Below are 19218 nucleotides of genomic sequence, written 5' to 3'. Positions count from 1 at the left end.
CTTAGATCACGTCGCGGATCTCGGCCCGAACGGCCTTGAGCGCGAGCAAACCGAGAGTCGTAAACAGCACGCCCCAGCCGAGCGCGGCGGGCATGAGCCACCAGTCCGGCAAACGCCCTTCGATGATCATCTGCCGACCGGCCTCGAGCGCCGGATACGCCGGGTTGTATGGGAGCACGGCCTGGATCGGTTGGGGCAAGATGTCGGCGACATAGACAATCGGATAGGCCCAGAAACCGATGGTCAGGCCGATCTTGATGACCTCGCTCACGTCTGACACGAAGGGGACAACCGCCGCACCGAGCGACGCCACGCCGAACGCGAGCAACAGGAGCAGCGCGAACGGGAGTGGCGCGAGGAGCCAGTACGCATTCGGAATAAAGCCGAAGGGGATGGCGGCCACCGCCAGAAGCGCGAAGCTGATCGCCAGCCCGATCGCGCTCGAAACGACCGTCTGGGCGACAAAAGCACTCTCTGGGATGGGCAGTTTCCGTAGATACTGGGCATTCGCCCGGATGGCGTTGCTGCCGCGAGAAACGGTCTCGCCAAAAGCCAGCCACGGCAGCATCGCGCTGCACAGGTAGACCACGTACGGCGCATCGCCCCGGCTCGGGCGGTCCATGATCTGGGCGAACACGATCGAGTACACCAGGATCATCGAGAGCGGCTGGAGGACGTTCCACAGCACGCCCGCGCTCGCGCCGGCGTAGCGGTGGCGCACGTCCGACAACGCGGTGCGCCAGATGTAGCGGGCGTGGGGCCAGAGTTCGAGCATCGTGAGACTTCCGTTAATCGCCGTGCTTGGCGCGCAGCTTGGTGCTCATCCGGCAGACCAGTTGGGCCCGCTCGGTCTCGTTGATCCAATCTTGCAAGGTCGCCGCGATCTCGTCGGCCGGCACCGGCGCGCCCGGCAGCGGGCACGATGCGCCAAGTTGCCGTTCGGCGATCGCCCGGTATCGCGTCAGCGTGCGATCGCCGTACATCGACACAAAGTCGAATTCCTCGTTGAGGAACAGCACCACCGGCACACGGTTGCCATCGTTGATCACCAGCCGCTCGGCCAGGTCCATGTGCTCGTCGCGATCGAGCAATCCCAGCCCGATGAGGTCGGGCCGGAGCTTGGCGATCGCGTCGAGCATCGGCACCTGCTGCACACAATCGCCGCACCACGTGCCGCTGATGGCGAGGACGTGCATGCGACGGGTAAAACCCTCGAACAGGGAGTGGTGCTCGACGGTCGTCCGGACGCTCTGGCGAAAGTCAGCCCACGCCTTCTGGTGGTTGTCCTTGCCGGTGGCGACGTAGGCGTCGTATAGCAGGGCTTGCTCGAACTTGGTCCGCAGGAAGTCGGTCTCGATCATGGCGACACGATACGCGCCGGAGGCTCGCCAACGCGGGCGGTGCCGCACTCGGGGCAGACATCCCCCACCACCGCCGAGAGGTCGTAACCACAGGCGAAGCAGGCGGGCGTGCGCGCGCAGCGGCGGGCCTCGGTGCCGATGATGCGGTCCTGGGCGACAAACGTCAGCACGACGCCGATGAGCCACGCGACGCCATACCCGAGGATCGCGCTGGCCAGCAGCGGGTAGGTCGTGGTGCCGAAGGGGCCGGTGGCGCTCGTGGACGCGAGCGAGCCATCGGGGTGGAACGTGTTCACCTCGTTGTAGATGGTGGATACGGCTTCGAGAAACGCGAGCCAGCCGAACGCCCCGATAGCGAACGCCGCAGGGGCGGCCGCAATCAGGATCCGGCGTCGCTTCTGAACAGCTTTGACGGCCGCCCGGGCCTGCTTGATCGGAATCGCCAGTTCTCGGGCCACCGCCAGGGGCGGATATACGGCCCACCACAGTCGATTGGGTCGATCGGTCATGCCTGTGTGATTGGGAAGTGGAGCGGACGTGAGTCGAACACGCGACCTCATCATTGCGAACGATGCGCTCTACCAACTGAGCTACCGCCCCGGTTTCGCTTGGCCTCTCGGCCGGAGGGCGTGAGTATAGGGCGGCCATTCCCGAGCCGCTGGGGCAGATCATATAGCCCGATAACCGTAAAATCGCCCCACACCGGCGATTTCTTGGCTCGGATTCAGCCGATCGCCGTTATGTTGTTAGCACTAGCTTACACATCGGGCTGCGAGCCGCTGGAGGGGGCGGCTAGCGGCCCGTGTGTGCGGCCAAAGGAGCATGATCATGGGCAAGCCGACCAACGGACGAACTCGACTCAATACGTGGCGCGGCGGGCTGGTGCTCATTGGTGTCGGGAGCGCGGTCCTGCTCTCGGGCTGCCACGGCCACGGGCATTACCGCTACCACGGCGGCCACCACGGCTTCCACGGGCACTACGGCCATCACGGGTATCACGGCAACGACTGGCTGCTGCCGGTGCTGGCGATCTGGGCGCTGCTGCACGTCTTTGGATAGATGCAACACTGTGTTGTTCAGAAAAAGCAGCACTCGCATGCGCAGCACATCGCGGAGCATGCACGCCCCCGTTCATAAAGAGGGTGTTTACGCTCGGACAAGACCGGCGTCATTGCGCGAAGACTCGGCGCAGAGCGACCCGGATTGCTTGGCTTTCGTTTCACGCATGGGTACCAAAGCCGCACTCGGTGGAGCAGGCACGCGTCCGCTCCGATCGAGCCTGCGAGCAAAGGAGAATCCATGCGCAATTCGATCGCGACCCTGATGCTTCTCGCTGGTGCCGCCACCGGCCTTGCCCAGACCACCGGCCCAAACAGTTCGGCCGAGCCCTACGTCGACGGAACACTGAGCGACGCCCGATCGACCAGCATCCTGACCGTTGGTGACAGCCCGACGGGGAGCGACTACCGGATGGTCGGCATTCCCGACGGCATGGGTGGATACGACAACGGCGACGGCACGTTCACCGTGCTTATGAACCACGAACTTGGCACGTCCGCCGGCGTGGTTCGTGAGCATGGCGCGATCGGCGCGTTCGTGAGCAAGTGGACCATCGACGCCGACACACTCGAAGTGATCGCCGGCGAGGATCTGATCAAGCGCGTCTTCGTGTGGACACCGTTCGTCGGCTACACGGAGTCGTTCAGCGAGACGCTCAACCGACTGTGCTCGGCCGACCTGCCGCCCGTGAGCGCGTTCTACGACTCGACCACCGGCCTGGGCACGACCGAACGCATCTTCATGAGCGGCGAGGAGACCCGCCCGCCCTTCAGCGCCGACCACGGCCGTGCGTTCGCCCACGTCGTAACCGGCGATGACGCCGGCGTGAGCTACGAAATCCCCGCCGTCGGCAAGATGGCCCACGAGAACGTGCTGGCCAATCCCTTCGAGCAGGTCAAGACCATCGTCATCCCCATGGACGACGCCGATCGCAGCACCGCACCCGGCCCGGCCCCCTGCGAGTTGTACGTGTACGTGGGCGAGAAGCAGCCCGAAGGCAGCCCCGCCGACAAGGCCGGCCTGACCAACGGCACGCTGTACGGCGTCCAGGTCGTGCGTTTCGACGGCACGACGGTCGTCGAGGAGAGCAACGAGTTCGGCTTCGGCGACGCGACCACGGGCTATGTCGGCCAAGCCCGCTTCGAGCTGATCGACCTAGGCGACGTGCGCGACATGACGGGAATCGAGCTTCAGACCGAATCGATCGCCCAAGACATCACCCGCTGGCAGCGCATCGAGGATGGCGCGTGGGATGTCCGCGACGGTCGCGAGAGCGACTTCTATTGGGTGACCACGGCCAGCAGCTCGCTGAACAGCCGCCTGTTTGCCAATTACTTCGACGACATTACCAACCCCGAGGCGGGCGGTGTGATCGAGATCCTGCTGCAGGGCGATGAGGGCCAGCAGACCATGGACAACATGGGCATCGACAATCGCGGCAACGTGGTCATCCAGGAGGATCCGGGTGGCAGCGATCGCCTGGCCAAGATCTGGAACTACAACGTCGACAGCGGCGTGCTTACCGAGATCGCCGCGTCGGCCGGCAAGTTCTTCACCGAGGGCGAGCCAGAGTTCATCACGACCAACGAGGAGAGCAGCGGCGCCTTCTACGCCGACGACCTGCTGGGCGAAGGCTGGTGGCTCATGGACATGCAGGTCCACGAGGCCGAAGCCGATCCCGAGTTGGTCCAGGGGGGCCAGTTGTACGCACTGTTCAATCCGCTCAGCGCGTGCGTGGCCGACTTCGACGGCAGCGCGACGCTCAACGTCTTCGACTTCCTGGCGTTTTTCAATGCCTACAACGCTGGTGATCTGATCGCCGACCTGAACGGCGACGGGTCCCTGGACATGTTCGACTTCCAGGCCTTCCAGAACGCCTTCGACGCGGGCTGCGTGCTCGACTAAGGCCCAAACCGGATCACTTCCCTACACGCGGGCGTGCTTTCCTTGCCAGGCCGCCCGCGTTGTTCTATTTCCCGCAGATCAGTTGATGTAGAACAGCGACCGGAACAGATCGTCGCCAAAGGCGTCCTGCATGTCGCTCCAGAGCTCGTCGCGCGTCACGGGGCGATCCTCGACCGGTACGAGGTAAGGCGCGGCGGCGGAGCCCTGGACCCAATAGAACACGTCGAAGTCGCGTGGCTCCTCGAAAAACTCGCGCACATCGATGCCCTGGGAGCCGTCGCCGCGCCAGAAGCGCAGGAGCTTCTCGCCCTCGAGCAATGCCTCGGCCTCGTCGAGCAGGTCGAGCCACATGCGGACCTGCGGCTCGCCGATCTCGACACCATCCATCGCGGGCGTCTGGCCCGGGGCGGGCAGCCACTCACGGTCGTCGTCGGTCTCGGCCCGGGCGCTGCTCCACATGTCGCTGCTGTGGTCGATGGCACGGAGCAGGTGTTGCCGGGCATTCCCCATGCGCGTCGCACCGTCGGCGGCCAGCGGGAAGTCGAGGCTGCCCACGAACGCGAGGATGTCACCCACGTCGATATCCATGCCCATCGGATCGAGCGGGCGGCTCTGCTGCAGGAACGGATACGGCGATTGGGGCTTGGGGAAGAACAAGTGGCCGCAGCGGTCGAACATCTCCTGGTTGTCGTAGGCCAGCATGATCTCGGCGGCAGCCATCAGCACGTCGTTGTACGCCCGCAGCCAGTGCAGGTCGGTCGCGTCGAGCCCGAGCACGAACGACTGCTGGTCCTGGGGGATGTTCACACCACCGCGAAAGAGGATCGAGAAGGCCCGGGCTGGCGCCTCGCCCGGCGAGGCCACGCCGTCGCCGTTGAAGTCGATGGGGATCTGCGCCATGTCCAGACGCAGCTTCCAATCGCCCTCGGGAACACCGTCGAAGAGTTGGTCAACCCGTCGCAGGTCGGTCAGCCACTGGCGGGCGATATCGCGGACGTCTTCGGCGCTGACCGGCTTGGGGTCGGGGTTGCGTCCGGCCTGCATCATGCCACGGAACATCATGACGCTGCCCGAGCGGATGGGCTGGCCCGCGCCGTGGTCGTACAACCGCTGGACCGCACGCTCGCCGCTGTGGAAGAAGGAGGCCAGGGCGTGGGCGAATCGGGTGCGCGCGTCGGCATCGCCGCTGTCAACGAGCTTGCCGAGTTCCTGGGTCGCCTTCGTGAGCGTCGCGCCGTCTCGGGTGAAGGCGTCCACGGCCGGGTCGGCGTGGGCGGTCGATGCGAGGAGGCACCCGAGGATGCCCAGAGCAAGCGTGCGGCGTGGCATAACAAGACCCCTCCTGAGCGAATTGGGCCCCGGGCCTCACGCCGCGGGGCGATGGTCTATACCGTTCATGCTATGACAACCCCACACAAAGCGCCGGGTGACCCCAACGACGACCTCACACGACGGGATTTCATGCGTGCCACGTCGGCCGGCCTGGCGGCCGCGGCGGGCAGCGGGTACCTCGCGTCGCGCGCGTCGGCCTCGCCGCGACGCAACGATGCCGTCGTGGAAGAACTCGACGCATTGCCGCAGGATCGCAAGTGGGGCCAGGGGCCGTTCGGCTACGACCTGCCCTATACCAGCCAGCGCATGCCCGTGCTGGCGCGCAACTGCGTGGCGACCAGCCAGCCGCTGGCGGCGCAAGCCGGGCTCGAGATGCTGCGCTTGGGCGGCAACGCGGCGGACGCCGCGGTCGCCACGGCCGCCGCGCTCACGGTCGTCGAGCCCACGGCCAATGGCATCGGCAGCGACAACTTTGCACTGCTGTGGATGAAGGATGAGGGCGGCAACACGAAGCTGCACGGCCTCAACGCCTCGGGCCGTGCGCCCAAGGGGCTGAAGCGCGAGGACTACGACGGGCTCGACCGTATGCCGCTCTACGACTGGCGCGCGGTGACCACGCCCGGCGCGGTGTCGGGGTGGGCGGCGGTGAACGAGAAGTTCGGCAAGCTGCCGTTCGAAAAGGTCCTTGAGCCGGCGATCCGCTACGCGAGCGAGGGCTTCCTCGTCAGCCCGGGCGTGGCGCAGAGCTGGGGCGCGTCGGCCCGCCGGTATCGCGGGGCCGATCGGTTTGATGGCTGGCAGCAGACGTTTACGCGTGACGGACGCACGCCCGAACCGGGCGAGTTGTTCGCCAGCCCGGGCCATGCGCGCACACTGGAGGCTATCGCGAAGACCAACGGCCGCGCGTTCTACGAGGGCGAGATCGCGCAAGCCATCGACGCCGAGAGCAAGAAGCACGGCGGCTCGCTGCGAATGGTCGATCTCGCGGCCCACGAGGCCCGCTGGGTCGACCCGATCTCCATCGACTACCGCGGCTGGCGGCTGCACGAGATCCCGCCCAACGGCCAGGGGATCACGGCACTCATCGCCCTTGGCATCCTGCGGCACTTCGATATTGCCGACCTTGAGATCGACTCCGCGAAGTGGATGCACCTGCAGATCGAGGCGATGAAGCTGGCCTTCGCCGACGCGCACCAGCACGTCGCCGACCCCGAGCACATGCGGGTGTCGGTCGACGACCTGCTCGACGATGGGTACTTGCAAGATCGATCCAAGCTCATCAATCGCGACAAGGCCGGTAACTTCGAATATGGCGAGCCCAAGGACGGCGGCACCGTGCTCCTGACCGCCGCCGATGCCGACGGCAACATGGTCAGCTTCATCCAGAGCAATTACACGGGCTTCGGCTCGGGCATGGTCATCCCCGGCTACGGCGTCGCGATGCAGAACCGTGGCGGCAACTTCTCGCTCGAACCGGGCCACGCCAACGAGATCGCGCCGGGCAAGCTCCCCTACCACACCATCATCCCGGGCTTCGTCACGCGCGAGGGCGGCCCCGCGATGGCCTTCGGCGTCATGGGCGGGTTCATGCAGCCCCAGGGCCACGCCCAGGTGCTGGTGCGCCTGGCCGACCACGGACAGAACCCGCAAGCGTGTCTCGACGCGCCGCGCTGGCAGATCGAACGCGACGGCCGCGTCATGATCGAGCCGGGCTTCGAGACGCTCGCGGGCGATAGCGTGTACGACCAGCTCGAAGCGATGGGCCACCCGATGCGCCGCTATCGCACGCGCAACGCGACGTTCGGCCGCGGGCAGGTCATCTACCGATTGGAAGACGGCTACTTGGCCGCGAGCGACCTGCGGGCCGACGGACAGGCGGTTGGGTTTTGATTCTGCACTAGAGTTCGTTGGCCTTCTTGTCGGCCGCGTCGATCCATGCCTGCGCCTGCTTCGCCCACGTCGTGCCGGGCACGGCACCAATGACGCGATTGAACCAGTCGCGGGCTTCGGTGGCCTTGCCGAGCTTGTCGTAGCTCTCGGCGACACCCGATAGGAGCTGGCCCTTCACGTCGGCCGGCTGCTTGCCCCAGTTGTTGTAGAGCTTCAATAACGCCGCCTTGGCGTCCTCGATGCCCTGCTTCGCGTAGCCCTTGGCTATGTTCTCCATCGGGTGGTACTTGGCCAGGCTGAGCAGCATCTGCGCGGCGACCATCCGCACACCGGGATTCTCGGGCTCGAGCTCGCGAGCCGTATTGAGATCCTCCAGGGACGCGTTGGTGTGCCTCATGGCGGCCATGAAGTCACCTTCTTCCGAAGCCGTGCCGGCCTCGAACATCTTGGCGGCGCCGCGCCAGGCGATAGCCTCGGCGTTCTTAGCGTCTGCCTCGATCGCACGCTCGCAGGCGGCGATCAAACGCTGTCTCGCGTCGTCGTCACCCTGGGCAGCCTCAATGAAATCGGCGAACACCTTCCGCTCGAAACCGCGGTAGCCGGAGGTCCCAGATTCGATCTGGATGAACTCGAACTCTTGGCCGGGAGCTTCCGGCGCCTCGTTCTGCCCCGCTGGCTGGGCTAGAGCGGCGGTGGCAGCAGTGAATATGACAACGACGGCAAGACAGGCACGGTGCATATGGGGACTCCCTTGAGGAGGCGGCAGGTCGATCCAGACTGTTTCTTACGCTTCCAGTGCGTGGGCTTTCAGCGCCTGGCGCAATGGGGCGATCAGGTCGCCGTATTTGGCCGCCCGGCCCTTGGCCGATTTGTAAATAGGCCGGCGGACCTGGGTCACGCTCAGGGTCCGGTCGGCTCGGTTGGCCTCGTGGGGCCGCAGGCAGCGATCGTCCCACGGCAGGCCCACGAAGTCGATGATCCGCCGGGCCGCGGTGGGCAGGTCGGCGACCAGGTCCTCGTATCGGATGGTCAGGAAGTCGTTCGAGCACGCAACCTGCCAGTGGGCCGCCAGCCGCTCGTTCTCGGCGTACACCGCGGCGAGGCTGTCGAAGCTGTCGGCGTACGGGATCGCCACCGGCCGAAGACGCTCGAAGTAGCACGACAGGCAGTTGTCTGCCGGATCCCGACGCGTGTGGATGAACTTGGCACCGGGCAGGATGCGATCGGCGAAGCCCAGGCGGCGCATGTTGGCCAGATCCTTGTTCGAGATGAGCTTGACGGTGGGCGCCTTGGTTCTCATGCCGCGCTCGTACTTGCGCGCGCACTCGTTGAGCTGCTCCACGTCCAACTCTCGGGCGTTGCCGGGCCATTGGGCTTCCAACTCGAATTGGGCGTTCAAACCCCCGATGAGGAGCTGGAGCGTGAAGTCCTCGTCGGCACCGAAGGCATCGGGATGGGCGTGGATGATGCGCTCGGTGAGCGTCGAACCGCTCCGGGGCATGCCCACGATGAACACGGCCCACGAGCCATCGACCGTGGCGCGCGGCCCGGATTGCATCCAGTCCTTGCTGAAGGTCTCGATGACCTCGTCGTTCTGGCTCTTGTACGTCTCGATGCTGAACGGCGCGCGCAGCATGGCGTTGCCGCGCTCGGCCGCGTCGAGGGCTTGCTCATATTGCTTGTTTCGCTCGTAGGCGCGTGCCATGGTCAGGCAGGTGCTGCGGAGCTGGGGCTCCTCGGGCAGGCCGGCGGCCATCACCCGCTCGCCGAGGTCGATGGCGTCCTTGAGGCGATTGGACTCCATCAGCACCCGGACCCCCACCGCCGCCAGCGATGGGTTGGTCGGGTGGGCGGCGATACCCGGCTCGAGCGACTTCCAAGCGCGTTTGGTGTTGCCCTGCATCTCGTACACCTCGGCCCGCCCGGCGACGGCAGGCGGGAAGTTCGGGTCGAGCTTCAGGGCCCTCGCGTAGTGGGCCAGGGCGTCACCCAGCTTGCCCGCGTGGACGTAGGTCTCGCCCAGTTGCACCTCTCGCAGGGGCGAGGGCGGCGAGTGCTCGACCACGAACTTGCGGTGCTCGATGGCCTTGTCGATGAAGCCGGTCGCCAGGGAGACCTCGCCCATCAGCAGGTGCACTTGCGGGTCGTTGGGCAGGTTCTCGAGCAGCGTCGAGCCGAGCGTGTGGGCCTGGTTGTAGTCGCCGCGTGAGGTGGCATCACGGGCCAGTTGCAGGAGTTCGGTCGCACGCTGTGGGCTGAGGCTCATGGGGCGATCATAAACCCCGTTTCGGGCCGGGCATGCGTGGCTTTGGGCCTATCGTCCAGCAGGGTTAGCACCGGGAGGGCCCATGCGAGAAATGCTGGATCTGGACGCCTCGCTCGAACCCGTCCAGGGCGAGTTGGCCTCGTTCCTGGGCCGCGTGGCCGACCGCTTCGACGACGCCCTGCACAGCGATATTCTGGCCGTCCAGCGGCTGACCCAGCACGTCGAACGCTACCGCGGCAAGATGCTGCGCCCCGCGCTCGTCGCGCTCTCGGCGGGCGCGTCCCATGGCGATCTCACGAAAGTGCTGCGCGGGCCCAAGGGCGAGGCACTGGAGGTCATCGGTGCCGTGTGCGAGATGGTCCACATGGCCACGCTGGTGCATGACGACGTGCTCGACGAGGCCGATACGCGCCGTCGCGGACGCACCGTCAACGCCATGAGCGGCAACGAGACGGCCGTGATCCTGGGCGACTACCTCATCGCCGGCGCGTACCACCTTTGCTCCACGCTCGACGAGCAGGCCACCGCCCTGCGCGTGGCGCGCGCCAGCATGGTGGTGTGCAGCGGAGAGCTGCTCCAGCTCGACCGCCGCGACGACCTCTCGCTCGACGAAGCCACTTACTTCGAGATCATCAATCGCAAGACGGCCGAGCTCATCGCCGCCGCGTGCGAACTCGGAGCCGTGACCGCGGGCGGCACACCAGAGATCGTCGCGGCGCTCGAGTCCTTTGGCCGGCAGATCGGATCGGCCTTCCAGGTGCGCGACGACCTGCTCGACCTGACCGGCCGCGAGGAGGTGGTGGGCAAGAGCGTGGGCCGAGACGCGCGTAAGGGCAAGCTCACGCTCCCGGTCATCCACCACCTCCGGGCCGCCAGCCCAGACGAGCGGGCCCACAGCCTGGCGCTCGCCGTCCGTGCCGCCCACGAAAACTCGGGCGACGCCCCCGCCCGCCTCCGCCAGCGGCTGGAGACTACCGGCTCTGTCGAGCACGCCCAGCGGGCCTCGGAGACCATCGTGGGCAGGGCTCGCGGGCACCTGGACGCCGTCGTCGACTCGCCGGCCCGTCGGATCCTGCTGGCAATGGCCGAGGCTGTGGTCAATCGGGCGTTCTGACCGCGAATGCCCGGACATGGCCATGAAACCGGGCTTTTGGTCGCCGAGCGCGCAATAATGACGCTCCGCCGGAGCGAATGCCGGTGGATGCCCCGGGCGTGTGCCAGAGTGGACTAATGGGGCGGATTGCAAATCCGTTTGGAGAAATCCAACCGTGGGTTCGAATCCCACCGCGCCCTTTCTGATCCGGCGGGCTCACGCCTGCCATTCCCAAATACTTTCCGAATCGGAGGCTTTCCAATGACCACCGCCGCACCAGCCCCAAAGGCCGGCCTCGAAGGCGTCGTCGCCGGCGACACCAGCATCTGCAACGTCGAGCAAGACGCCCTGATCTACCGCGGCTACGAAATCCACGACCTGGCCGACAACGCCAGCTTCGAGGAGGTGGCCTACCTGCTGCTCGAGGGCGACAAGCCCACGGCCGACCAGCTCAAGTTCTTCAAGGACGAGCTGATCGCCAACCGGGCGCTGCCGCCGCAGATCATCGACTACCTCAAGACGGTCAAGCCCATGGTCATCGCCGGCAGCGCCGTGCCAATGGACATCCTCCGCACGGCCGTCAGCCTGCTGGCCAACCTGGACAAGGAAAGCCAGGACATCAGCGCCGAGGCCAACCTGCGCAAGGCCAAGCGGCTGACCGCCAAGATCCCCACGATCATCGGCCACATGCAGAACGTGATCGACGGCCGCGACATCGTTGCGCCTGACACCGGCGGCGACGCCAACCTGGGGCATGCGGCCAATATGCTCTACCTGATGAGCGGCGAGAAGCCAGACGCCGAGGCCGAGAAGGTCGTCGATGTCTCGCTCACCTTGTACGCCGAGCACGACTACAACGCAAGCACCTTCGCCAGCCGCGTCATCGCCGGCACGCTGAGCGACATGCACGGCGCGGTGACCGGCGCCATCGCCGCCCTGAAGGGCCCGCTGCACGGCGGCGCCAACGAGGCGGCCATGGACATGCTCCGCGAGATCATGAAGGATCTGGACGGCAAGATCGAGAAGCCCGCCGTCGAGGCATGGATGCGTCAGGCCTTCCAGGACAAGCGCAAGCTCATGGGCTTTGGTCACCGTGTGTACAAGAACGGCGACCACCGGGCCCCGATCCTGCACAATCTTGGCCGTGCGGCTGCCGAGAAGCGTGGGGCCGAGTTCGTCAAGTGGTTCGAACTGGGCGAAATCGTCCAGAAGATCATGCTCGACGAGAAGAGCATCCACCCCAACGTCGACTTCCCCTGTGGCATGACGTACTTCGCCCTGGGCATCCCCATCCCGCAGTACACGCCCATCTTCGTGGCCGCCCGCATTACCGGATGGGCCGCCCACATCATGGAGCAGCACGCCAACAACCGGCTGATCCGCCCGCGTGCGAACTACGTCGGCCCCGACCTTCGCAAGTGGAAGGACTAACGTCCCTCCATGTCCCAACGCGAGTTCGAATCCACGCTCCACACCGACATGGCCGACCGTATGACCTACGGCGGCTATTTGCATCTGGAGAAGGTCCTCACGGCCCAGCAGCCGCTGAGCAGCCCCGCGCACCACGACGAGATGCTGTTCATCATCCAGCACCAGACCACCGAGCTGTGGCTGAAGCTGATGATCCACGAGTTGCGCGCCGCCATCGCGGCCGTGCAGGCCGGCAGCCTCGAGCCGAGCTTCAAGATCCTCGCCCGCGTCAAGCACATCCTCCAGCAACTCTTGAATCAATGGAGCGTGCTGGCCACGCTCACGCCCACCGAGTACGCCCAGTTCCGCGGCATTCTGGGTAATGCCAGCGGCTTCCAGAGCTTCCAGTACCGCCTCGTCGAGTTCTTGCTGGGCAACAAGGACCGGCGGATGCTGAAGGTGCATGAGCACGACAAGGTGGCCCACGACATCCTGGCCGAGGCGCTCGAAGCGCCCAGCATCTACGACGCCTTCCTGACATACATGAAGGGCCAGGGCCTGCCCGTGCCCGAAGCGGCCGTCAACCGCGACTACTCAGAGCCGCGAGAAATGGACGAGAGCGTCATTACCGTCCTTAAGACGGTGTACGAGAACCCCCACGACCACTGGGCCAGCTACGAGATGGCCGAGAAGCTCGTGGACGTCGACGATCAGTTCGGCCAGTGGCGCTACCGCCACCTGCGCACCGTCCACCGCATCATCGGCATGAAGCGCGGCACCGGCGGCTCGTCGGGCGTGCCCTTCCTCCGCCAGATGATCGACCACCAGTTCTTCCCGGAGCTGTGGGAGGTGCGGACGCGGATCGAGGAACTGCCGGCACCCAGCAGGTAGCCCGCCGGTCGAGTCTGGAGGCGAGCCGATGCGTCGCTGGGTCCCGCTGATCTCGCTGGCGTTGTTCCTCGGCCTGCTCACGTCGGTTGCGATAGCCTGGCTCGGCGCTGCACTCAACCGAGAGACCTGGCCCGACGTGCCGCTCACCCGTGGTACGGTCGAGCGAGCCGCCGTCGTCGACGGCTGGCTCGTGGACGAAACCAGCGACGCCACCTGCACGCGACGGCTCATCAACCTCTGGTCCGAGTCGCCGGTGCCACCCTACCTCGAATTTGAAACCCTACCTAGCGCCGATAAACCCGCTATCAGTCGAGGTAGTATCGTTCGCACTCGCAAGGCCGATCCGGCGGATCACCGACTGATCAACCTCAAAGCCAGGGTCTGGGAGCGCGAGGCGGGGTGGCCCATGCGCTGCTTGAGCGCCCATCACGCCGTCGCGGACCACCGCGTTGCTTTCCCCGGGGAGTACGTCCGCGGCGGGCTCCATGTCGCCGCTTGGGAGTGGCCGTGGAGCCACACCGCCCACCAGCGGAAACAACCCGAGAAGCCGTACCACTGGCTCCAGCCGCGTTGGGAATCAGTCGAACTCGAGCACGCCCTGCCGCTCACGCCGATGTGGCTCGGCCTGTTTGCAAACTCGCTCGTGTTTGGCTCGGCATGGGCCATCGTGATGATGCCCGCGATCCTTCCCGGCTTATTGCGAATGCGCTGGCGGCGCCGCCGCGACCGATGCACCCGGTGCGGCTATCCGCTGTCGGGAGCCGACATCTGCCCCGAGTGCGGCAAGCCCCGCGTCCAACGGCAACCACTCATCGGTGTGCTGCCCATGGTTGTCGGAACATTGGCCGTACTCCTGCTCGCCTCCGGCCTCGCGTACTTCGCTCACCGCCAATGGAGCGCGAGGCCGATGCTACCACCCCTGCACCACGCGGCGGCCACCGGAAATCTGCACGACATCGGGCTCTTGCTTGCCGCTGGCAAGAATGTTAACGAGGGCGTGGACAACATCCCGGGCGTGGAACTCCAGATGAGCGGCAGCACCCCACTCTCGTGGGCCGCCGGCCGTGGTAAAACAGACGCCACCGCGGCACTCCTAAAGGCCGGGGCGTCGCCGGATGGTGTTGGTGGCAACAGCGGCATGAACTTCGACCCTGCCCCAGTCGCGCTCGCCGCCCGCGCGAATGATGCGCAAATGTGCAAGCTGCTGCTCGACGCCGGTGCCAGCCCGCTCCATCGGCGCGATCGTTTCAGTCTGGCACTGACCGACGCACTCGACTGGGGGGATACCGATCCGGAGATCGTGGCACTCATCCTCATGCACACACCAACCGGCAAAGCGCCAGACCCACTTCCCCGCGAGATCCGCGTCCAGCCAGAACCCGTGTTCACGCTCTTGCTGGAACACTTCGATTGGGACCAGACCCAACTGTTCGACATCATCAAGTATCAGATCGATGATGATCGGGTAATGCAAGCGGTCATTGCCAAAGGCCTCTCAATCGAAGAGAAAATCGGCCGCGATTTGCTCGGCCAAGCCATCAAGCTGGACGTGATCAGGGCTTCAATCTACAACCCCGTCCACGGCGCACCGCAGACCCGCGCAGCCCTGGAACTCGGCATCTCCCCGCAACGACACGCCGAGCTATGGCCCTTGAGAGAGGCTCTGCCACTGGAAGATACCATCCGTGCATTGCTCGAAGCCGGTGCCGACCCCATCGCACGCGGGCATGGCCGGGCCACGCTGCTCCACGAGCTCTCCCAGCAGAGCGGTCTCGTCGAGGTCATGCACCTTTTACTTGAAGCTGGAGTGCCGGTCGACGCTCTGGATTATCGCGGGCGGACGCCCCTGCATCAGGCGGTCGTGTACTGCCGGGCCGAGTTCGTCGAGGCGCTGCTTGCCGCAGGTGCGAACCCGATGGCGCGGGACGACCAGGGCCTGCTCCCTCGCCAGATCAAGCCGAGCATGCCGCATAGCGAAGAGGCCGACCGGATCGCAACCATGCTCGAACGCGCAGAAGCCGAATGGGAGCCTGAAAAGTAAATCGGATCCGCAATCCTGCTTGGTCATGTGCTTCGATAGCTACTGTGGGTTATTGCGAGCTCACTCCACCGCCGGCAACGCAATCACAAAGTCCGTCCCCCGCCCGACTTCGCTCGTGAAACTCATCTCGCCCCCGCTCGCCTGGATGATCCGCCGGCTCGTCGGCAGGCCCAGGCCCGTGCCGCCGGCCTTGGTCGTGAAGTACGGATGGAAGATTCGTTCGGCGGTTTCGTCGTCCATGCCCGGCCCGGTGTCGGTCACATGGACCTCGACCCGGCCGTCGCGCGCATGGTGGCGGACGCGGAGCATGAGTTCCTTCGGCACCCCCTCCTCTGACGCGGCAGCCATCGCTTGCGTGGCATTGAGCATCAGGTTCAGCACCGCCTGCTTGAGGCGCGGCGCATCAACGTTCGCCCACGCCGGGTCGGGGGCCAATTCGACACGCAGCCGCACGCCTTTGCTCTCGGCCTGAGGTAGAAAGAAGTCGCCGAGTTCCTCCACGAGCCGGTTCAGGTCGACACGAACCGGTGCCAACCGCAACTCGCCCGCAAAATCGAGGAAGTCGCTGAGGATGTCCCCCAATCGCTCGACCTCACGCTTGAGCGTGCCCGCCCGGCGCACGAGGCGGCCCCGCTGTTGCTCATCGACGGTCGGCAACTCCTCCGCAGCCTCGGCCAGTAATTGCGCGTTCATCCCGATGGTCGAGAGCGGATTCTTGATCTCGTGCGCCAAACCGCCAGTCATCGCACCGATCTCGGCCAAGTGTTCGGCGGCACGCGCCCGGCCCTCGGCCTGCCGCGCCCGGCGCATGAGCACGCGCGTCGCCCACCAGCCCGCACAGGCGGCTACGAGCAAGCCGGCACCAAAGCCGGCGATCGTGTTGGTCAGGGTCGTGCCCCACGGCTCCATCGCCATGGGCAGAGCATAGTTGCGCGAGCGATCGGGCGCGGCTCACTGCCTGGGTGTACGCGGGGCCGACCGATGCTTGGGCGTCTCTACAGAACTAAGCCGCACCACGCGGGTGGCCTTCCAACCCCGCTCGGTTCGTTTCGCGTCGTACTCCACGGTGGTGCCATCGCGCAACGAGCGGTAGCCCGGGCCGTTGATCACCGAGTAGTGCACCATCACGTCCTGCTGATCGGGGCCGATAATGAAGCCAAAGCCCTTGCGAGCATCAAACCACTTCACTTCGCCCTCGACACCCACCAGCGTGTCGGTCGGTTGTTCGGACATGGCCGCCACTCCACCGCCCTACCCGCAAACTACCCCACGTCGCGGGAATTCGGAACGGCATGCAATCGGGCCAACCATGGCCAGCCCGAGCCGGGTCTTTACCCAGTTTACCGGAAACCGGATACTTTCGTGACGCTATTTCTACCAATGGCACCCAAGTTAGCAGAACTTTCACCGTAGATAGTGGAATTATACCGTACAAAATATGTATTAAATGGCTTGATTCCCTCGTTTTGGGGATAATCGAAATGCCATACATAAACCAAAAACGCCAGCGCTAGCTGGCGTTTTCACGATTCATTCAGAACCCTGGTCGGTTCTCGGCTCTTGCCTACTCGACCGAAGCCGGCCTCCGGCCGCCACGGCGCTTGGGCCGCCGCTCGCCGTCCCGGCCACCATCGCGGTTGCCGTCTCGGTTGCCGTCTCGATCGCGATCCCGGCCACCACGTCCGCCGCGGCCTCCGCCGTCGCGGTTGCGATCGCCTCTGCCCTCGCCACGCGAGCCACGATCACCCCGGTCGCCGCGTTCTCCGCGCTCGCCATCGTCATCGTCGTCGCCACCACGCTCCTCGGGCGGCAGCGCCTGCTTGCGGCTGAGCTTGATGCGGCCCTGGTCGTCGACGAGGATCACCTTCACGGTGACCTCGTCGCCCACGTTCACCACGTCGGTCACCTTCTCGACGTAGCCGTCCTTGAGCTCGCTGATGTGGCACATGCCATCGGTGCCAGCCGCGATCTCGATGAACGCGCCGAAGTCGCGCACGCTCACGACCTTGCCGGTGTAGATCGAGCCGACCTTGATCTCTTCGCCGAGTGCCTCGATCTCCTGCTTCGCGCCGGCCAGACCCTCGGCGTCGGTCGAAGCGACCGACACGGTGCCGTCCTCGGCCACGTCGACCTGCACGCCCCACCGCTCCTGGATGGCGCGGATGGTCTTGCCGCCCGGGCCGATCAGCTTGCCGATCTTCTCGGGGTTGATCTTCACGGTCTCGATGCGCGGGGCGAACTTGGAGATGTCGTCGCGCGGCGCTTCGATCACCTCTTCCATGATGTCGATGATCTCGATGCGGGCCTCGCGGGCCTGCTCGAAGATGCGCTCGATCTGGTCGATCACCAGGCCGCGAGCCTTGAGGTCGAGCTGGATGCCCGTGATGCCCTCGCGGGTGCCGGCGACCTTGAAGTCCATGTCGCCGAAGAAGTCTTCCTCGCCGATGATGTCAGTGATGTAGGTCTCGCTGCCGCCCTTCTCGTCGGTCACGCGGCCGACCGAGATGCCGGCGCAGGTGCCCAGGATGGGCACGCCGGCGTCCATGAGCGCAAGGCAACCGCCGCAGATCGACGCCATCGACGACGAGCCGTTGCTCTCGGTGATGTCGCTGACCAGGCGAACGGTGTAGGGGAACTCGTCGGGCCCGGGCAGGATGCCCAGCAGGCTGCGCTCGGCGAGTGCGCCGTGGCCGATCTCGCGGCGGCCCGGGCCCATGATGCGGCGGGCCTCGCCCACGCAGAAGGGCGGGAAGTTGTAGTGCAGCGTGAACTTCTTGGAGTACTCGGGCATCAGGCCGTCGACGATCTGGGCGTCCTTGCCGGTGCCCAGCGTGCAGCTCACGATGCTCTGGGTCTCGCCGCGCTGGAAGAGCGCCGAGCCGTGGGTGCGCTCGAAATAGTTCACCTGGCCGAAGATCGGACGCAGCTCTTCGAGGTCGCGGCCATCGGCGCGGATGCCCTTGTCGACCAGCAACTGCCGGGCACACTTCTTCTCGAGCGTGCGGAAGGCCTCCTTGGCCATCGCACGGCGCTTGACCGACGTGATGTGCTCGCCGGGCGTGCCGTCTTCCACGATCTGGAAATGCTTCTCGAGCACCTCGTCGCGCAGCTCGCGGACGGCAGCGCCGCGGTCGTGCTTGCCCATGATCTGGCGGGCCTTGAGCATCTTGGCCTTGGCGGCCTTCTCGACGGTCGCGATGACGTCGTCGGTCGGCAGCACCAGGTTGCCCGGGCGCTTCTCCTGGCCGGCCTCGGCCACCAGGTCGTCGATCAGCACGAGCATATCGTCGATGACGCCCTGGCCAAACTCGATCGCGTCGAGCATGTCGTCCTCGCCCACCTCGGCGGCGCCGACCTCGATCATGTTGATGCCGTCGGCGTGGCCGCTGAGCACCATGTCCAGGTCGGAGTAGTCCATCTGGCTGGCGGTCGGGTTGGCCACCAGGGTCGGGCCGTCGTCGGTGTGCACACGGCCAACCCGAACCGTGGCGATGGGCCCCTCGAAGGGCGCATCGCTGATGGCCAGGGCGGCCGACGCGGCGACCGAGGCCAGCACGTCGGTGTCGTTCTCGCCGTCGTGGCTCATGACCCAGCACTGGATCTGGATCTCCTCGATGAACCCGTCGGGGAACAGCGGGCGGATCGGGCGATCGATCATCCGCATCGTGAGGATTTCTTTCTCGCTGGGCGGGCCCTCACGCTTGCGGAAGCCGCCGGGGAACTTGCCCGCGGCAGTCAGCTTCTCGCGGTAGTCCACCTGCATGGGGAAGAAGTCCAGCCCCTCGCGGGCGTCGGCCCGCACCACGGTGGCCAGCACGGCGCTGCCGCCGTACCGCAGGATGACCGCCGACGAGGCCAGGCGTGCCACCACGCCGGTCTCGATCGACATCATGCGGCCGGCGATCTCGCGCTCGACCTTGATCTGCTCGGAAATCACAACATCTGCCATTTGAAAACCCCTGTGGGTAGA

The 19218-nt window shown here is 65.8% G+C and carries 15 protein-coding genes, 2 tRNA genes and 1 pseudogene; 8 read left to right on the top strand and 10 right to left on the bottom strand.

Annotation, left to right across the window (positions count from 1 at the left end; genetic code table 11):
* Position 1: 1 nt before the first annotated feature.
* The 4 genes from NCW75_15445 to NCW75_15430 form a co-directional block, all read right to left on the bottom strand.
* The gene (locus NCW75_15445; GenBank protein ID UYV12671.1) at positions 2-775 is read right to left on the bottom strand and encodes an ABC transporter permease; all 774 of its coding nucleotides are present in this window, start codon (positions 773-775) and stop codon (positions 2-4) included.
* 13 nt (positions 776-788) lie between these two features.
* Complete coding sequence (locus tag NCW75_15440) at positions 789-1361, bottom strand: thioredoxin family protein (protein ID UYV12670.1); 573 nt, start codon at positions 1359-1361, stop codon at positions 789-791.
* Entirely contained in the window at positions 1358-1870 is a 513-nt protein-coding gene (locus NCW75_15435) for a hypothetical protein (protein UYV12669.1), read from the bottom strand. The genes NCW75_15440 and NCW75_15435 overlap by 4 nt, the downstream gene beginning before the upstream one ends.
* Positions 1871-1888: 18 nt before the next feature.
* Positions 1889-1961 (bottom strand) — tRNA-Ala (locus tag NCW75_15430).
* Positions 1962-2189: 228 nt separating this feature from the next.
* Between NCW75_15430 and NCW75_15425 the strand changes: the two genes are divergently transcribed.
* Complete coding sequence (locus NCW75_15425) at positions 2190-2420, top strand: hypothetical protein (GenBank protein ID UYV12668.1); 231 nt, start codon at positions 2190-2192, stop codon at positions 2418-2420.
* A 240-nt stretch (positions 2421-2660) separates the two neighbouring features.
* Positions 2661-4325: a hypothetical protein gene (locus NCW75_15420; protein ID UYV12667.1), complete on the top strand. Its 1665-nt coding sequence runs from the start codon at positions 2661-2663 to the stop codon at positions 4323-4325.
* A gap of 78 nt (positions 4326-4403) precedes the next feature.
* Here the strand turns inward: NCW75_15420 and NCW75_15415 are convergent, their stop codons facing one another.
* Positions 4404-5654, bottom strand: coding sequence for a hypothetical protein (locus tag NCW75_15415; protein ID UYV12666.1), 1251 nt, complete (start codon positions 5652-5654; stop codon positions 4404-4406).
* A 72-nt stretch (positions 5655-5726) separates the two neighbouring features.
* Between NCW75_15415 and NCW75_15410 the strand changes: the two genes are divergently transcribed.
* Complete coding sequence (locus NCW75_15410) at positions 5727-7547, top strand: gamma-glutamyltransferase family protein (protein UYV12665.1); 1821 nt, start codon at positions 5727-5729, stop codon at positions 7545-7547.
* Between the two features lie 7 nt (positions 7548-7554).
* On the opposite strand, the gene NCW75_15405 is transcribed toward NCW75_15410, so the two are convergent.
* Complete coding sequence (locus NCW75_15405; GenBank protein UYV12664.1) at positions 7555-8286, bottom strand: hypothetical protein; 732 nt, start codon at positions 8284-8286, stop codon at positions 7555-7557.
* Between the two features lie 45 nt (positions 8287-8331).
* A complete protein-coding gene (locus NCW75_15400; protein ID UYV12663.1) occupies positions 8332-9813 on the bottom strand; it encodes a sulfotransferase in 1482 nt (493 codons plus the stop codon).
* 82 nt (positions 9814-9895) lie between these two features.
* Here NCW75_15400 and NCW75_15395 point away from each other — a divergent pair, with 82 nt between their 5' ends.
* The 5 genes from NCW75_15395 to NCW75_15375 all read left to right on the top strand — a co-directional run bounded on the left by NCW75_15395 (position 9896) and on the right by NCW75_15375 (position 15248).
* Entirely contained in the window at positions 9896-10927 is a 1032-nt protein-coding gene (locus NCW75_15395; GenBank protein UYV12662.1) for a polyprenyl synthetase family protein, read from the top strand.
* 94 nt (positions 10928-11021) lie between these two features.
* A tRNA-Cys gene (locus NCW75_15390) sits at positions 11022-11106 on the top strand.
* A 61-nt stretch (positions 11107-11167) separates the two neighbouring features.
* On the top strand, positions 11168-12337 hold the full coding sequence (locus tag NCW75_15385; protein ID UYV12661.1) for a citrate synthase: 1170 nt from the start codon (positions 11168-11170) through the stop codon (positions 12335-12337).
* 9 nt (positions 12338-12346) lie between these two features.
* Positions 12347-13207, top strand: coding sequence for a tryptophan 2,3-dioxygenase family protein (locus NCW75_15380; protein ID UYV12660.1), 861 nt, complete (start codon positions 12347-12349; stop codon positions 13205-13207).
* A 28-nt stretch (positions 13208-13235) separates the two neighbouring features.
* The gene (locus NCW75_15375) at positions 13236-15248 is read left to right on the top strand and encodes an ankyrin repeat domain-containing protein (protein UYV12659.1); all 2013 of its coding nucleotides are present in this window, start codon (positions 13236-13238) and stop codon (positions 15246-15248) included.
* Between the two features lie 60 nt (positions 15249-15308).
* On the opposite strand, the gene NCW75_15370 is transcribed toward NCW75_15375, so the two are convergent.
* The 3 genes and pseudogenes from NCW75_15370 to pnp form a co-directional block, all read right to left on the bottom strand.
* Positions 15309-16163 carry an ATP-binding protein gene (locus NCW75_15370; protein UYV12658.1) on the bottom strand — a complete coding sequence of 285 codons (855 nt, stop codon included), beginning with the start codon at positions 16161-16163 and terminating at the stop codon, positions 15309-15311.
* 90 nt (positions 16164-16253) lie between these two features.
* Positions 16254-16481: pseudogene (locus NCW75_15365) on the bottom strand (cold shock domain-containing protein).
* A 331-nt stretch (positions 16482-16812) separates the two neighbouring features.
* Positions 16813-19197 (bottom strand): polyribonucleotide nucleotidyltransferase, encoded by a 2385-nt coding sequence (gene pnp / locus NCW75_15360; protein UYV12657.1) that lies wholly within the window; start codon positions 19195-19197, stop codon positions 16813-16815.
* Between the last annotated feature and the right edge of the window lie 21 nt (positions 19198-19218).

Origin of the sequence: Phycisphaera sp. (genome assembly GCA_025916675.1) — a bacterium.
Classification (GTDB): domain Bacteria; phylum Planctomycetota; class Phycisphaerae; order Phycisphaerales; family UBA1924; genus JAHCJI01.
The sequence above is the reverse complement of the archived record's forward strand: the minus strand, read 5'-3'. Positions and strand labels throughout refer to the sequence as shown.

Coding starts and splice junctions, on each gene's coding strand:
- NCW75_15385 (UYV12661.1), top strand. CDS start 11,168: ATGACCACCGCCGCACCAGCCCCAAAGGCCGGCCTCGAAGGCGTCGTC.
- NCW75_15445 (UYV12671.1), bottom strand. CDS start 775: ATGCTCGAACTCTGGCCCCACGCCCGCTACATCTGGCGCACCGCGTTG.
- NCW75_15370 (UYV12658.1), bottom strand. CDS start 16,163: ATGGCGATGGAGCCGTGGGGCACGACCCTGACCAACACGATCGCCGGC.
- NCW75_15440 (UYV12670.1), bottom strand. CDS start 1,361: ATGATCGAGACCGACTTCCTGCGGACCAAGTTCGAGCAAGCCCTGCTA.
- NCW75_15435 (UYV12669.1), bottom strand. CDS start 1,870: ATGACCGATCGACCCAATCGACTGTGGTGGGCCGTATATCCGCCCCTG.
- NCW75_15420 (UYV12667.1), top strand. CDS start 2,661: ATGCGCAATTCGATCGCGACCCTGATGCTTCTCGCTGGTGCCGCCACC.
- NCW75_15380 (UYV12660.1), top strand. CDS start 12,347: ATGTCCCAACGCGAGTTCGAATCCACGCTCCACACCGACATGGCCGAC.
- NCW75_15405 (UYV12664.1), bottom strand. CDS start 8,286: ATGCACCGTGCCTGTCTTGCCGTCGTTGTCATATTCACTGCTGCCACC.
- NCW75_15410 (UYV12665.1), top strand. CDS start 5,727: ATGACAACCCCACACAAAGCGCCGGGTGACCCCAACGACGACCTCACA.
- NCW75_15415 (UYV12666.1), bottom strand. CDS start 5,654: ATGCCACGCCGCACGCTTGCTCTGGGCATCCTCGGGTGCCTCCTCGCA.
- NCW75_15395 (UYV12662.1), top strand. CDS start 9,896: ATGCGAGAAATGCTGGATCTGGACGCCTCGCTCGAACCCGTCCAGGGC.
- NCW75_15375 (UYV12659.1), top strand. CDS start 13,236: ATGCGTCGCTGGGTCCCGCTGATCTCGCTGGCGTTGTTCCTCGGCCTG.
- NCW75_15400 (UYV12663.1), bottom strand. CDS start 9,813: ATGAGCCTCAGCCCACAGCGTGCGACCGAACTCCTGCAACTGGCCCGT.
- pnp (UYV12657.1), bottom strand. CDS start 19,197: ATGGCAGATGTTGTGATTTCCGAGCAGATCAAGGTCGAGCGCGAGATC.
- NCW75_15425 (UYV12668.1), top strand. CDS start 2,190: ATGGGCAAGCCGACCAACGGACGAACTCGACTCAATACGTGGCGCGGC.